Annotated in this window: 14 protein-coding genes; 6 read left to right on the forward strand and 8 right to left on the reverse strand. The window is 64.8% G+C overall.

Features of this window, described 5'->3' with window-relative positions; all coding sequences use genetic code 11:
• Nucleotides 1-126 precede the first annotated feature (126 nt).
• Nucleotides 127-498 (forward strand): helix-turn-helix domain-containing protein, encoded by a 372-nt coding sequence (locus tag IVB46_RS06645; protein WP_028148515.1) that lies wholly within the window; start codon nt 127-129, stop codon nt 496-498.
• 3 nt (nt 499-501) lie between these two features.
• Here the strand turns inward: IVB46_RS06645 and IVB46_RS06650 are convergent, their stop codons facing one another.
• A complete protein-coding gene (locus IVB46_RS06650) occupies nt 502-915 on the reverse strand; it encodes a flagellar assembly protein FliX (RefSeq protein ID WP_247309216.1) in 414 nt (137 codons plus the stop codon).
• A 270-nt stretch (nt 916-1,185) separates the two neighbouring features.
• On the opposite strand from IVB46_RS06650, the gene IVB46_RS06655 reads away from it, so the two are divergent.
• The 4 genes from IVB46_RS06655 (at nt 1,186) to IVB46_RS06670 (ending at nt 3,708) form a co-directional block, all read left to right on the forward strand.
• Entirely contained in the window at nt 1,186-2,310 is a 1,125-nt protein-coding gene (locus tag IVB46_RS06655) for a flagellar basal body P-ring protein FlgI (protein WP_028148517.1), read from the forward strand.
• Nucleotides 2,310-2,678, forward strand: a complete 369-nt coding sequence (gene flgJ / locus IVB46_RS06660) for a flagellar assembly peptidoglycan hydrolase FlgJ (RefSeq protein WP_247309208.1) — start codon at nt 2,310-2,312, stop codon at nt 2,676-2,678. Before IVB46_RS06655 ends, flgJ begins: the two co-directional genes overlap by 1 nt.
• Before the next feature lie 11 nt (nt 2,679-2,689).
• A complete protein-coding gene (locus IVB46_RS06665; protein ID WP_247309207.1) occupies nt 2,690-3,187 on the forward strand; it encodes a hypothetical protein in 498 nt (165 codons plus the stop codon).
• A gap of 158 nt (nt 3,188-3,345) precedes the next feature.
• Entirely contained in the window at nt 3,346-3,708 is a 363-nt protein-coding gene (locus tag IVB46_RS06670) for a hypothetical protein (RefSeq protein WP_028148520.1), read from the forward strand.
• Between the two features lie 53 nt (nt 3,709-3,761).
• Here the strand turns inward: IVB46_RS06670 and flaF are convergent, their stop codons facing one another.
• From flaF to IVB46_RS06685, 3 genes are all read right to left on the reverse strand, one after another.
• A complete protein-coding gene (gene flaF / locus IVB46_RS06675) occupies nt 3,762-4,130 on the reverse strand; it encodes a flagellar biosynthesis regulator FlaF (protein WP_014493991.1) in 369 nt (122 codons plus the stop codon).
• A 290-nt stretch (nt 4,131-4,420) separates the two neighbouring features.
• Entirely contained in the window at nt 4,421-6,028 is a 1,608-nt protein-coding gene (locus tag IVB46_RS06680; protein WP_071912196.1) for a flagellin, read from the reverse strand.
• A 243-nt stretch (nt 6,029-6,271) separates the two neighbouring features.
• On the reverse strand, nt 6,272-7,876 hold the full coding sequence (locus IVB46_RS06685) for a flagellin (protein ID WP_247309206.1): 1,605 nt from the start codon (nt 7,874-7,876) through the stop codon (nt 6,272-6,274).
• A 323-nt stretch (nt 7,877-8,199) separates the two neighbouring features.
• On the opposite strand from IVB46_RS06685, the gene flbT reads away from it, so the two are divergent.
• On the forward strand, nt 8,200-8,625 hold the full coding sequence (gene flbT / locus IVB46_RS06690; protein ID WP_063982266.1) for a flagellar biosynthesis repressor FlbT: 426 nt from the start codon (nt 8,200-8,202) through the stop codon (nt 8,623-8,625).
• A 79-nt stretch (nt 8,626-8,704) separates the two neighbouring features.
• Here flbT and IVB46_RS06695 read toward each other — a convergent pair whose 3' ends face one another.
• From IVB46_RS06695 to IVB46_RS06710, 4 genes are read right to left on the reverse strand one after another with little or no spacing between them, the layout of a single operon-like run.
• Complete coding sequence (locus tag IVB46_RS06695; RefSeq protein ID WP_247309205.1) at nt 8,705-10,204, reverse strand: aspartate aminotransferase family protein; 1,500 nt, start codon at nt 10,202-10,204, stop codon at nt 8,705-8,707.
• On the reverse strand, nt 10,201-11,454 hold the full coding sequence (locus IVB46_RS06700; protein ID WP_247309204.1) for a hypothetical protein: 1,254 nt from the start codon (nt 11,452-11,454) through the stop codon (nt 10,201-10,203). Before IVB46_RS06700 ends, IVB46_RS06695 begins: the two co-directional genes overlap by 4 nt.
• A 1-nt stretch (nt 11,455) precedes the next feature.
• On the reverse strand, nt 11,456-13,105 hold the full coding sequence (locus tag IVB46_RS06705; protein WP_247309203.1) for a hypothetical protein: 1,650 nt from the start codon (nt 13,103-13,105) through the stop codon (nt 11,456-11,458).
• A complete protein-coding gene (locus IVB46_RS06710; RefSeq protein ID WP_247309202.1) occupies nt 13,095-13,877 on the reverse strand; it encodes a hypothetical protein in 783 nt (260 codons plus the stop codon). Before IVB46_RS06710 ends, IVB46_RS06705 begins: the two co-directional genes overlap by 11 nt.
• Nucleotides 13,878-13,948: the final 71 nt, after the last annotated feature.

The raw sequence follows: 13,948 nt of genomic DNA on the forward strand, positions 1-13,948 counted from the left end.
TAGATATCGCAAAGGATGCTGGTGTTAAGAGAGCACTTTGTGCTTACCTGATTACGCAAGAGTAACCGGGACCCGTCACCGGCGCGCGAGCCGGCAAGGGGCCAAACGGATCGTGAGGAGTTGACGATGAAGCCAGACGTCTATGCAGCGAACTGCCCCACGCGCCAGATCCTCGACCGCGTCGGCGACAAATGGGCGGTGCTGATCCTGCTGCTGCTGCGCGAGGAGCCGATGCGCTTCAATCAGTTGCGCCGAACGATTGAAGGCATTTCGCAGAAGATGTTGAGCCAGGTTCTCAAGTCGCTCGAGCGCGACGGCCTGATCAAGCGTCACGCCATCGCAACCGTACCGGTGACGGTGGAGTATTCGATCACGCAGCTCGGGGTGACGCTCGCGGCCGCCGTCGATCCCCTGCGCGATTGGGCCGAGCAGAATCTGAAGGACGTGCTCGCCGCCCAGCGCCGCTACGACGCGCAGCAGAAGGATGAAGCGGCGTAGGCGCTACGCCTGCCCGGCCTTTGCCAGTTCGACCTCGACGCGCAGCTCGATTTCGGAGAGCAAGGAATCGAGGCGGGGATCGCCCGAGGACGATTTCAGGTTCGCCGCGGCATCGCGCAGCCGCATCACGGTCGAGGCGTCGAGATTGCCGGACAGTAGTCCCATCTTGAGATCGTCGAGCACGTCGAGCGCGGTCCTGCCGCGGGCGACCGAGCGCTTGCGGCGCTCGACCGGATCTTCCTCGATGCCCTGCAGCGCGAGCAGCCCGTCGATGTTCGCGGCGGCCTTCGGTGCGGCAGCGCCCCGCGTCTCCTGAGCCGACGAGGTGTCGGGCAGCACGAAGGTGCCGGAGCTCGTCCGCCTGGCCTGGCTGGCCGGCGTACCAAGCGTGGTGCCGTTCGGTCCGTAGATGCGCATCGCAGGAATCCGGGTGATCGATGCCGTTACCTTCGCCGTCTTATGGTTAACGGCGCGTAAACGGCCCGGCAAAATCTGCCGAGAGGCGGCAGTTTCGCTCCTCAGGGAGAACGCTCCCTGACACCGGTGGAAACAGGTTTATTCAACCTATTCAATCGCGTAACCCCGCTGCCCCGCGTTGGCACAGCACTCGCAAGGAAAGCGTCGGACCAGCTCGTCATGGGAGTGTCGAGGATGGTCCGAGATGTGAGGAGCCTCGGGGAGCAGAGGATGCCAGGCGTTCGTTGGGTGAGGATTGTTGGGGTGGCCTGCGCCGCGCTGTCAGCGCTGGCGCTCTCGGTCACGTCCGCAAGCGCGACGTCGCGCATCAAGGACCTCGCCAATATCGAGGGCGTGCGGCAGAACCAGCTCATCGGCTACGGCCTCGTCGTCGGCCTCAACGGCACCGGCGATACGCTCAACAACATCCCATTCACCAAGCAGTCGCTGCAAGCGATGCTCGAGCGCATGGGCGTCAACATCCGCGGCGCCACCATCCGCACCGGCAACGTCGCCGCCGTGATGGTCACGGGCAATCTGCCGGCCTTCGCCACCCAGGGCACGCGCATGGACGTCACCGTCTCCGCGCTGGGCGACGCCAAGGATCTGCGCGGCGGCACCCTGCTGGTCACGCCCCTGCTCGGCGCCGACGGCAATGTCTACGCGGTCGGACAGGGCTCGCTCGCGATCTCCGGCTTCCAGGCCGAAGGCGAAGCCGCGAAAATCGTGCGCGGCGTTCCGACCGTCGGCCGCATCGCCAACGGCGCCATCATCGAGCGCGAGATCGAGTTCGCGCTCAATCGGCTACCGAACGTGCGGCTTGCGCTGCGAAACGCCGACTTCACCACCGCCAAGCGGATCGCGGCCGCGATCAACGACTATCTCGGCGTCAAGACCGCGGAGCCGATCGATCCCTCGACGGTGCAGCTTTCGATCCCGCCGGAGTTCAAGGGCAACGTCGTCGCCTTCCTCACCGAGATCGAGCAGCTCCAGGTCGATCCTGATCTCGCCGCCAAGATCGTCATCGACGAACGCAGCGGCATCATCGTGATGGGCCGCGACGTTCGCGTCGCCACCGTCGCGGTGGCGCAAGGCAACCTCACCGTTACCATCTCCGAGAGCCCGCAGGTCAGCCAGCCCAACCCGCTGTCACGCGGGCGCACGGTGGTCACGCCGCGCACCGGCGTTAGCGTCGTCGAGGACGGCAAGAAGTTCGCCGTCGTCAAGGACGGCGTCTCGCTTCAGCAGCTCGTCGACGGCCTCAACGGCCTCGGCATCGGCCCGCGCGACCTCATCAGCATCCTCCAGGCGATCAAGGCCGCCGGCGCGATCGAAGCCGACATCGAGGTGATGTGATGCAGACCAGCATGATCAATACCCCGCACGTCGTCACCTCCCCGGCCTTCTCGGTGGAAAGCCGCAACGGCCGGCCCGACTTCGAGCTCGCCGCCGCGTTGCAGAAGGTCTCGCCGCAGCAGCAGTCGAAGGCGCAGAAGACCGCCACCGATTTCGAGGCGATGTTCCTCAACAGCATGTTCTCGCAGATGACCTCGGGCCTGAAGGGCGAAGGCCCGTTCGGCGACACCCCGGGCACCGGCGTGTGGCGTTCGATGCTGACCGAGCAATATTCCAAGAACTTCGCCAAGGCCGGCGGTGTCGGCGTCGCCACAGAAGTCTACCGCACCCTCATCATGCAGCAGGCGAAAACGATCCGCACGGCATAAGGTCAACCGAGATGAACCACTTCAACGCCTCACGTCAGCCGGCGCAAGCGCAGCGCCCCAACACCGCCCCCGGCAACACCGAGGCGCGCAAGGTCGCCGAGCAGCTGATGGATGCGATGAACGCCCTGCTCGGACTGGTCGAGCGCGAGACCGAGCTCGTTCGCGCCGGCCAGGTCCGCGAAGCGATGACGCTCGAGAGCAAGAAGCAGGAGCTGTCGCGAAACTATGTCAGCGCCGTCAGCGAATTGAAGACGAACCAGGCCCAGCTCGCGAAATCCGCGCCCGAGCTGCTCTCGACGCTGCATCGGCACCACGATGCGTTCCGCGCGATGCTCCAGGTCAATCTCACCGTGCTCGCGACCGCACACGCCGTCTCCGAGAGCGTGGTGCGCGGCGTCAACGCCGAGATCCAGAAGCGCAACGTGCCGAATACCTACACGGCGGCGGGACGCCGCGCGGCTCCGGGCCCACGCCACATCACCCCGCTCGCGGTCAGCCGCTCGCTCTGAGCGCGCGCAAAACTCCCTGCAATTTTACGAAAAACCGCGCGGCGATATCGTCGCGCGGTTAGGCACGTTTGCTTACCCGGTCTTCAATCCTGGTGTTCCATGGTTGCGTATTGAGAGGGGTTGGGATTTGACTCAGACAAGGCAACCAGGAGGCTGCCATGAGTACAGATTTCAGCATCAGGCCGGTGGGGATACCGGCCCCCGTGCAGATCATAACGACGTCCAATGCGGCGGCGAACGAGGCCGTGCAAACTGATTTGCCGGTGAGCCAGACGGTCGCCGCGAGCGATACGAGCGCGGCTGCGCGCAATGATTTGCAGAGCACCAACGACAGCGTTTCACGCCAGGTCGTTTTCAACCAGCCCGCCGCGTCCTTCGTGTTCCAGGTCGTGAACGAAAGGACCGATGCGGTTGTCGATCAGTTTCCGGATGAAGCGATGCTGCGGCGGCGCGCCTATTTCCACGCACTGGACATGAAGTCCGAGCCCCCGCGTCCACTCAGCACCGATCGCAGCGCCTGACGTTCACGCCGCGGGTCGCGACGGCCGTATCGAGGTCGTTCGAATCGGTCGCGTTACGACCGTCCCGAAAGACCGGCGGCGATGTTGCGATTGATCTCGATCAGCGGGCGGAAGTGATCGAGCTGCGGGCTCATCAGCAGCGCTGCAGTCTGGCTCAGCACGAACACGCTGATGTTGGCGATCCTCTGCCGAACGTCGAGCGGCTGCGGATTGGTGTCGCGCATCGCCTCGCTCAGGAAGATGGTCCAGAGCTTGCGGTTGAACATCAACGCCTGCGTCGTCTGCTCGTTGAAGGGATCGGCGCTGTTGATGGCGTCCTGCAGCTTGTTGGCGGCCTTCAGGAGCGTCTGCGCCTCGATATCGCGAGGAGACGCAGTGGTCGTGGCTACACGCGCGTAGGCCGAAGCAGCAGAACTCGACATCGATCACCCTGGAGGTTTCCTCGCCCGTTGTACAGGCTTAAGGATTTCTTTCCCGACCCTAGGCAGCACCGCTTAAGATTTGCTTACGTGAGAGTGCGGACGATCTCCGGACAATTACGGGTCGCGGCATCCACCTTCACCTCAAGGCTAAATCCGAGTGCGCGCACTGTAAACGATTGCATCCATCATGCGCTGATCTGAGCTAATCGACAGTTAGCGATCTCGCTCAAAACAACGGCGAAGCCTAGGCTTCGCCGTTGAATGATTCATCGTGTACGTCAGCGTCGCGCTTAGCGGAGGAGCTGAAGCACGCTCTGCTGCGACTGGTTGGCGAGCGACAGCGCGGAGACTGCGATCGACTGACGCGTCGAGAGCGCCTGGCTGTTGGCCGCTTCCTCGTTGGTGTCCGCAAGCGTCAGGCTCGACGAGCCGGTCTGCAGCACGTTGATCAGGTTCTTGCTGAAGTCCTGACGGATCTGCACGATCGAGAGGTTCGAACCGAGCGTCGACGCCTCGGCACGCAGCGTGGTGCTTGCCGAGTTGAGCGAAGTCAGAATGGCGTTCGCCGATTTCGAGTCCAGGAAATCAACGCCCGAGGTCAAGGGAGCAAGGTTGAGGCCGGCGTCGTTGAAGGTGACGCCCTGAATGTTCAGCGTCGAACGCCCGGTTTCGTTGAACACGAGCTTGAGCGTATCGCCGTTCAGCAGATTCACGCCGTTGTAGGAAGAGTCCTGCGCCGTGGTGTTGATTTGCGCGAGCACGTTGTTGTACTGCCCGACCAGATTGGCGCGCGTGGCTTGCGAATCCGGGTCGACGGTGGGCGCCTGCGCGATCAGGCCATAGAAGGGCTGGCCGCTCGCCGCGGCCGTGCCGCCGATTGCGCCGATCGTCGAGGACGCCGAGTCGTTGGAGGTCACGATGTTGAGATGACCGGTCGTGTCGATCGTCGCCTGCAGGTTGTTCGCCGCCAGCGCCGCGTTGAGCTGATTGAGCGTGGAAACCTGCCCGACGCCGGCACCGAAGGTGATGCTGGTGGCGGTGCCGCCGCCGGTCGGACCGATCGTCAACGTCTTGCCGCTGAGCGGGGGCGGAACGCGGGCGGTGGTGCCGGCAGTGAGGCCGAGCGCCGTGAGCACGTTGCCCGAGCCGGAGATCGCCAGATCCTGGCTCGTGCCGGTGCTGAGCACGAGCTTGCCGCCGGAAACTGTCGAGGCCGTGCCCGTACCCGTGATGCCGTCGATCGCGCTCAGTACCGACTGCACCGTGAGTGTGCTGCCCGCACCGATGCCGATCGTGACGTTGCCGAACGAGTCGGTGGTCGAGGTGGTTTGCGCGGTCGAGAAGGTGATCGTCTTGCCGTCGACAGTCAGGACCGAACCGTTGGTGATGGTCGTACCGAGATCGTCCGAACCTGCACCGGCGGTACCGACCAGCTTGGTCGCGCCCGTGATCGGCGCCGCGCCGCTCGTATCGTCATTGTTGACGACGGTGCCGGTGACCGTGTTGTTGGTGTATGCCGTGCCCAGCAGGTTGTTGGCGGTCGCACCGGGGACCGCGGCCGACGTCACGTTGGATTTGGGCGAGTACCCCGTCGGGCTCTGCAGTACCTGGCTGGCGATCGATTTGGCGCTGTCGACCAGCTTTTGCAGCGAGGTGATGCCGGTGTTGGCGGCCTGCAGCACCTGCACGCCGTTGCTGATGCCATCCAGGAGATTGCTGATGTCGCTGGCGCGATTGTCGAGCCCCTGTGCGGTGAAGAAGTTGGTGGGGTTATCAAGCGCCGTGTTCACCTTCTTGCCGGTCGAAAGGCGTCCTTGCGTGGTAGCGAGCAGGTCGGCTGTCGACTGCAGCGACAACAGGTTCTGGCGGACTGATGCCGAGAGAACGATGTTGGACATTGGCAGATCTTCCTCTTGGAGCGCGACGCGTACGGATCGGAGCCCGCCGGTCTGGCAAATGGGCTTTTGTCTAGTTCTAGACGCACTCCTTTAAATTAAGGTTAATGGCGGCTTAAGCCACAGGGTTAACAAGGTATTAACCGGTCAGGGTTCCCTGAAACCCGGCTTACGCCGCATCACGCGCAAAAAACGGCGGGGCAAAAGCCCCGCCGTAATGCCTTGTTTGACGATTTTCGCCGCGTATCAGCGCAGGAGCTGCAACACGCTCTGCTGCGACTGGTTGGCCAGCGACAGCGCCGAGACCGCGATCGACTGGCGGGTCGACAGCGCCTGGCTGTTGGCCGCTTCCTCGTTGGTGTCGGCCAGCGTCAGGTTGGACGAACCGGTCTGCAGGACGTTGATCAGGTTCTTGTTGAAGTCCTGGCGGATCTGCACGACCGACAGGTTCGAACCCAGCGTCGATGCTTCCGAACGCAGCGTGCTGCTGGCGGCATTGAGCGTGGTCAGGACCTTGTTGGCCGAGGCGTTGTCCAGGAAGTCGGTGCCCGAGGCGAGGGTCGAGATGTTGAGACCCGCGGTGTTGAAGGTCACACCGGTGATGCTCAGCGTCGACTTGCCGGTTTCGTTGAACGTCAGCTTCAGCGTGTCGCCGTTGAGCAGGTTGACGCCGTTGAAGGAGGCATCCTGCGCGGTCGTGTTGATCTGCGCGAGCACGTTGTTGTACTGCGCAACCAGGCCAGCACGCTGGGTCTGCGAGGTCGGATCGGCAACCGGAGCCCCGATGGCAACGCTGTGGAACGGACCGGTGGCGGTAAAGGCCGAGCCGCCGAGCGTGCCGATCGTCGAGGAGGCCGCGTCGTTCGTCGTCGTGATGGAGATCACGCCGGTCGAGTCGATCGAGGCCTGCAGGTTGTTGGCCGCCAGCGCCGAATTGAGCCCGTTCAGCGTGTTGACCTGGCCAGCGCCGGTGCCGAAGGTGATGCTGCTCGCGGTGCCGCCACCGGTGGCGGCGATCGTCAGCGTCTGGCCCGAGATGGCGGGCGGGACGCGGGCGGTCGTGCCGGCGGTGAGACCGAGCGCGGCGAGCACGTTGCCCGAACCCGCGATCGTGAGATCCGAGGTCGTGCCGGTGCTCAGCGTGAGCTTACCAGCCGCGACGGTCGAGGCGGTGCCGGTGCCGGTGATGCCGTCGATCGCGCTCAGCACGCTCTGCACCGTCAAGGTGCTGCCCGTGCCAATGCCGATGGTGACGTTGCCGGCGGTGTCGGTGGTCGAAGTGGTCTGCGCGGTCGAGAACGTGATGTTCTTGCCGTTGACCGTCAGGACCGAGCCGTTGGTGATGGCCGTAGCAAGGTCGTCGGACGTCGCGCCCGCGGTGCCAACCAGCTGGGTGGAAGCGGTGATGTTGACCGCAGTGCCGGTGTTGTCGTTCAGCACGGCGGTGCCGGCGACGGTGCTGTTGGTATAAGCGGTACCCAGCAGGTTGCTGGCGGTCGCGCCGGTGATGGCGGTCGAGGTCACGGTCGACTTGGTGGAGTAGCCCGTCGGGCTCTGCAGCACCTGGTTGGCGATCGACTTGGCGCTGTCCACCAGCTTCTGCAGCGAGGTGATGCCGGTGTTGGCTGCCTGGAGAACCTGAACGCCGTTGCCGATGCCATCGAGCAGATTGCCGATGTCGCTGGCGCGGTTATCAAGGCCCTGGGCGGTGAAGAAGTTGGTGGGATTATCCAGAGCCGAGTTCACCTTGCGGCCAGTCGACAGACGGGACTGGGTGGTGGCGAGGAGGTCAGCGGTGGACTGGAGGGAGAGCAGGTTCTGACGAACCGAAGCGGAGAGAACGACGGACATACTGTTACCTTTCTGGTAGCTACGCGTCCTATCTGACCATAATTGATCAGACGACCGCCGGACCGTGCGTCCAAGCCTCTAACAATCCGTGAAATGAAACCCGCACTTTTTTCGCCGCGACGCCGGAAGCCCCCTTCGAGGCCGCGGCCGACGGCAGGACATGCCGCTATCGGCCTTGAAATTGTTGCATTTTCCGTCCCCGACGCCGTCGTTTACGACCTGTTAACCATGTTGCGCAAGGATCGGCTCCAAATCACGAACGACCGCCCTCATCGCACGAACGCCGCGACGGATCGTTGTAAAAGGGTTGATGGAGAACAGGCATGGCTCTCAAGGTTGAGCTCAAACCGCATGAACGCATCATCGTCGGCAATTCGGTGATCACCAACACCGACCAGCGCGCCCGCCTCCTGATCGACGGCGAGAACGTGCCGATCCTGCGCGAGCGCGACATCCTCACGCCGGAGACCGCCGACACGCCGGCCAAGCTCGTCTATCTCGCGGTCCAGCTCATGTACATCTCGCCGGATCCGCAGAGCCAGCACGGCACCTACTTCAACCTGGTGCGCGACATCGTCACCGCGGTGCCGAGCGCCTGGCCGATCATCGAAAGCATCAACAACAACATCATGAGCGGCGATCTCTACCGGGCGCTGAAGGATGCCCGCAAGCTGATCGCCTATGAAGAGAAGCTGCGGGACCAGTACCAAGCGACGCATCCCAAGGGCGACGTCAGCTCGGCCGCCTGATCGGCACGCATCAGCCTGCCCAAACGACAACGGCCCCGGATCATCTCCGGGGCCGTTGTCGTTTGGGCTGCATGCTTGGTCACTGCGCCGCCAGCGGCGGCGCCTCGACCTCAATCAGACCACCGCCGGTCCGCCGCGCGCCGAACTCCAGCACCGCGGCCACAAGCGCGTCGATGTCCGTCTCGTCGGTACGGTGATTGACGATGGCAGCGCGGATCGCGAACCTGCCGTCCAGCGTCGTGCTCGAGGGCGCCGCAACGCCGGACTCCTGGACATCGGCGACGATCTCGCGATTGACCGCATCGTCGGCGCGGTAGCGGAAGCAGACGATGTTGAGGTTCACCGGTGCCAGCAATTCCAGCCGCGGCTCGGCCAGCACGCGCGTCTCCAGATACTTCGCCAGCGCGCAGCTTCGCGCGATCACCGCACCCAGCCGGTCGGTGCCGAACGTCTTCAGCGTGAACCAGGTCTTCAGCGCGCGGAAGCCGCGCGACAGGTCGGGGCCGAGATCGCAGGGCCAGACTGCACCCGCCGCAAGGCCCCTCGCCTCGCGGCGCAGATAGGCCGCGGGCTGCGCAAAGGCCCGCCGGTGCTGCTCGCCGTCGCGCACCAGCAGGAAGCCGGCGTCGTAGGGCACCTGCCCCCATTTATGGAAGTCGAGCGCAATGGAATCGGCGAGCTCGATGCCGCCTAGCATGGGCGCGAGCTCGGGCGAGAAGATCGCGAGCGCCCCGAAGGCGCCATCGACGTGAAACCAGATTCCTTCCTCGCGGCACAGCGCAGCGATGGCCTTGAGGTCGTCGATCGCGCCGATATCGACCGTGCCGGCGGAAGCGACGACGAGAAACGGCTTGAAGCCGACCTCGCGGTCGACAGCGATCTGCGCGCGTAGCGCGGCGACGTCGATGCGATGATCGGCATCGACATCGATCTTGCGCAGCGCATCGGTGCCGAGCCCGGCGATGTCCATCGCCCTGGAGACACAGCCATGCGCGGCCCGCGACGTGTAGGCCGTGAGCAGCGCGCCGTCATTGCCGATGCCGTGCTGCCGCGCCAGCGTCCCGAGCGCAGCGGTGCGCGCCACCAGCACCGCCATCAAATTGGCCATCGACGTGCCCGTGACGAAGATGCCGCTCGCAGTCTCCGGGAAATCAAACAGGCGCCGCATCCACGCGACGATCTGGCGCTCGACTTCGATCGGCATGTGATCGCGCCCGCCGAGATTGGCATTGAGGCCAGCTGCGAGCATCTCCGCGAGCATGCCGACCGCGGTGCCGCCGCCATGCACCCAGCCCATGAACCCGGGATGGACATTGCCGGTCGCATATGGTGCGACATGCTCGGCGAATTCGCGATAGACATCGGCAAGGCCGCTCGCCTCGCGCGGCACGTCGGCCTTCAATGCCGCGCGGATGCCGTCGGGAATCGGCTGCCACACCGGCCGCGCGCGAACATTGGCGATGCCGTCGATCGTCTCGTCCAGCATGCGATGGGCGAGCGTGCGAAATTCTCTCCAGTCCTGCGGATCGAGCGAAGCCTGCGCGACGGAGCTTTGCGCGTTGCGGATGATCTCGTTCATGCTGCGCTCGCCTTGCCCTCTCCTGCGTGCCGCGACAGCATCGCCGTGAACGCGGCAAAGATCTTGAGCATCTGCGGCGGCTTGTACGGAAACACGACCGGCGGATCCATGTTGTGCACGACGGCGGTGTTGTCGGCTTCGAAGACCAGCAGCTCGCGGTTCTGGTTCTCGGCGCAATCGACGATGAAATAATCGAGGCCGACGCGCCGGCTCATCTCGTCGAGCGCGGCCTTGTGGCGCGCGGCGAAGGCGTGGTCGAAGTCCAGCATGAAGACGGCCTCTTCAGCCCGCTTCTCCTCGCTGAACGCCATGTAGGCGTTGAGATACCAGATGTCCCAGCGATCGGCGATCGCCATGTGGCAGGCGTAGGGCTTGCCGTCGACCATGGCGAGACGATATTTGCGATAGAGCCCGTCGGGGCTCGCATAATCGACGAAGCGCGCGACGAAGAAATCCTGCTCCTCGCGCTCGGAGAGATAGGCCGCGAGTGCCGGCGCATCGTCGAGCTTCGCGAGCCCGACACCGGCATGCGTGCCGCGCGGCCGCGCGATCATCGGAAAGCGTAATTCGCCGGCGATGTCCTCGCAAGCGACCCGGCCCTGCGCGAGATCCGTCAATTGCGCGCGCGTCGCGTGGATGGTTGATGGAATCTCGAGACCAGCGATGCCCGCCAGCAGCCGATACAGCTTGTCGCGATCGAGGTTGCCGATGAGATCGGGGCGATTGAGCAGCGGACGCGGCCAGTGCGGCGCAGCCTTTTCGATCAGGGCGAGCGTTTCCCGGCATTCCTCGGAATCGGATGCAACCACGATGGCAACGTCGTGATCGGGCAACGTTTCAGGCAAGCCGACATCCTTGGTCACATAGAGTGTCAGCAGCTCGAAATCGGAGCCTTCGAGCAGGAATTCGATCGGCGTGTTGCCGCCCATGTCGATGTCGGCCGCAAGGGCGAGCACGCGCAAGCCGGGCTTCGGAGCCGCAGCGGGCGTGCGAAACAATTGATGGAAGGTCAGCACCTCCGACTGGATCGCCAGCCCCGCCGCCTTGTCGCCGAGTAGCTGGACGATCAGCGATAGGTCAAGGCCTTCGCCCGCGTGCGCTGCTCCTTCCGTGATCCGCGTGACGAGCTGATCGCGCAGTGGCTGCAGATCGACACCTTCGAACGCCTGGCGCGTCAGCTGCGCAAAGCCGATGCGGTCGGCATAGTTCGGCACGGTCACGCCGATCGGCGCGGAAACTGGATGCTGCATCTCATACCTCGAAGGCGGACTTTTCCGGCGCGGTTGCGGCTGCGCCGCGGTCAAGCAGCAGCTCAATCTTCACCAGGACATGAGCGATGCGATCAAGCAGGTGCTGCACATTGCGTCGTGCCTGCGCCATATCCGGCGACCAGGCCTCGGTCACGAGCCGGGCGCCGACGCAGAGGCGCAGCACGGCTTGCGGCGCATCGTCCTGCCGCTCCAGCCGGACCGGCTGGCCGATCAGGCTACGCTGGACGGCGATCTGCCGGTCCGCCGCGCTGCCGCTGATCTCCACGTTCATGTCACGCCGCAGCGCCCGGTGGACGGCGCCGGTCTCGGCAATCGAGACCGGCTTGCCGTCGCGCAGCAGCATGAACGGAAAGATCGTGGCGTGCGCGAACTCCTCGTCGTCCCCGGCAGTCTTCTCGGTCGCCGTTGGAACGGGTTGAAGCGACGGCGACAGCGCAATCATGCCGTCGATGCCGGCGGCAAGCTCGGCCAGCGCCCTGACGCGGAAAGCTCCGGGCACGGCGTAGTAGCTGCCGATCTCCGCGAGCGCCGCCTCCCAGCGCAGCCATTGTCCGAAATTCGGCCGGCGCTCGAAGCGTGAGCGCAGCGCCGTCCAGGCCATCGGCCAATCGCAGCGGCCGGCATAGTCGAAGAAGCCCGGCGCAATCCCCTCTATCCGGTCGAGCGACCGCGAAAACCCTTTCGGCACCAGCAGCGCGCCGCTGAAGGCAGGGCCGCCGAAGAATTTCGAGCCGGTGATCAGCACCATATAGCCGCGGTCGAGATAGGTGCGCAGCCGGCGGCGGCCGAGCAGCGCCTGACAGGCGTCGACGACGACCTGAACCTTGCGCGGCCAGCGCCGCGCGATCTCGTCGAGACAGGCCACGCTCGGCGCGTGCCAGCCGAGCTTCGAGGAATCCATGATCTGAAGCAGCACGGGCGCACCTTGCGCGATCGTCGCTTCGATCGCACCCAGCACCGCGGCATCGGTGTCGGCGCGCATCGCGATCCCGGGCCCGGCCCGAAGCAGCGGCAACGTCACGCTGGCGCCGGCGAGTCCGGCAACCGCGCCGTCCTTGCGCACGGCAAGGCCGCTCGCCGTCATGGAGCTGAAATGGTGACCGCGCGCGGTATGGGCCGTGCCGCTACCGGTCTGGTCGGCACCGACCACGATCGTCACTGGCGGGGCGCCGAGCACCGCACGCGCCAGGAACAGGGCGTGGAGCTGAGAATCCGTCCCGGACGGCGAGAACACGACGTCGACGCGCGGCGAGAGCTGGAGATGGCCGCGCAACTCCTCGCGCATGTCCTCGCAGCGCGCATCGAAGGCGATCTCGACCTCGTCGAACAGGCACCTGTGCATCAGCTCTTCGCGCGCCAGCGCGGCGCGGTCATAGGCGAGTTGCGAGATCGTCGATGCCGTCGAGGAGGCGAAATTCCAGATCTCCGGTTCCGGCGAGGCTGCGCAGCCATAGGCGTTGACGCGATCCTCTGCGTCGAGCGCCAGCCGCGGATCTCCGCCGGAGACGAGCAGCGTGTCCAATGGCGTGAAGAGATCGCGCAGGCGGTAGCGCGAGCCGCCGTCGAATGTGCGCTCGGGGACTGACAGACCGGATGCGCCGGCGCTCATCCCGGAAGGCTCACGCCGCATCGGCAGCTGCCGCGGGCGCGGCTGCGAATTGCGAGGCGATGTCGCCGTGGAACACCGACGGCCCGACGTGATCCAGCGAGCTCTCGATGTCGGCCCAGATCTCGCCGCCGATGTCGGTCCAGCGCTTGCAGAAGGCGAAGTCCTCGGAAAGATAAGTTCCCGTCGCCGGATCGATCATGCATTCGAACAGCGCGAAGCGGTTCTGGCTCGCCGCCAGCGTGTCGTGCGAATGCTCACGGAAGAATTGCAGGCCGGCATAGTTGGGATGGCGGCACATCGCCTCCAGCACGTGGCGGCGGATCATCAGGAAGCCGGTGCCGGCGTAGCGCACGCGGGTAAAACCGTTGACCACCACGATGCGGTCGGGATCCTCGATCTCGAGCACATAATCGAGCGCGGCCGCCGGCACATCCGTGCGGCCGGACTCGATCGCCCGCCTCGCCTTGTCCCAATTGACCCGCTTGATCGGATAACAGCCGGCGACGACATCCGCGCCGCATTCGATCAGCCGGAACACCTGCTCGGGCTTGAAGCCGATATCGGCGTCGATGAACAGGAAATGGGTCGCTTTTGGATCGTCGAGGAACATCGCGGCCAGATTGGCCCGCGCGCGCGTGATCAGCGCATCGCCGTCGCGCAAGAGCACCTTGAGCTCGAGATTGGACATGCCGTGCACGGCGCGCTGGAGCGCGAAGATCGAGCTCGCATAAATGCTCGAGACCTGCCCGCCGAAGCACGGCGTGGCCACCACCAGCTGCATCTTGTCCGACATCGACGGCCCCCGCCCCGCTCAACTCCTCACCAAAAGGTAAAGAGGCATGGTTAACGGCGTCTTAATGCGCC

Origin of the sequence: Bradyrhizobium sp. 61 (assembly GCF_023073075.1) — a bacterium.
Lineage (GTDB): Bacteria > Pseudomonadota > Alphaproteobacteria > Rhizobiales > Xanthobacteraceae > Bradyrhizobium > Bradyrhizobium barranii.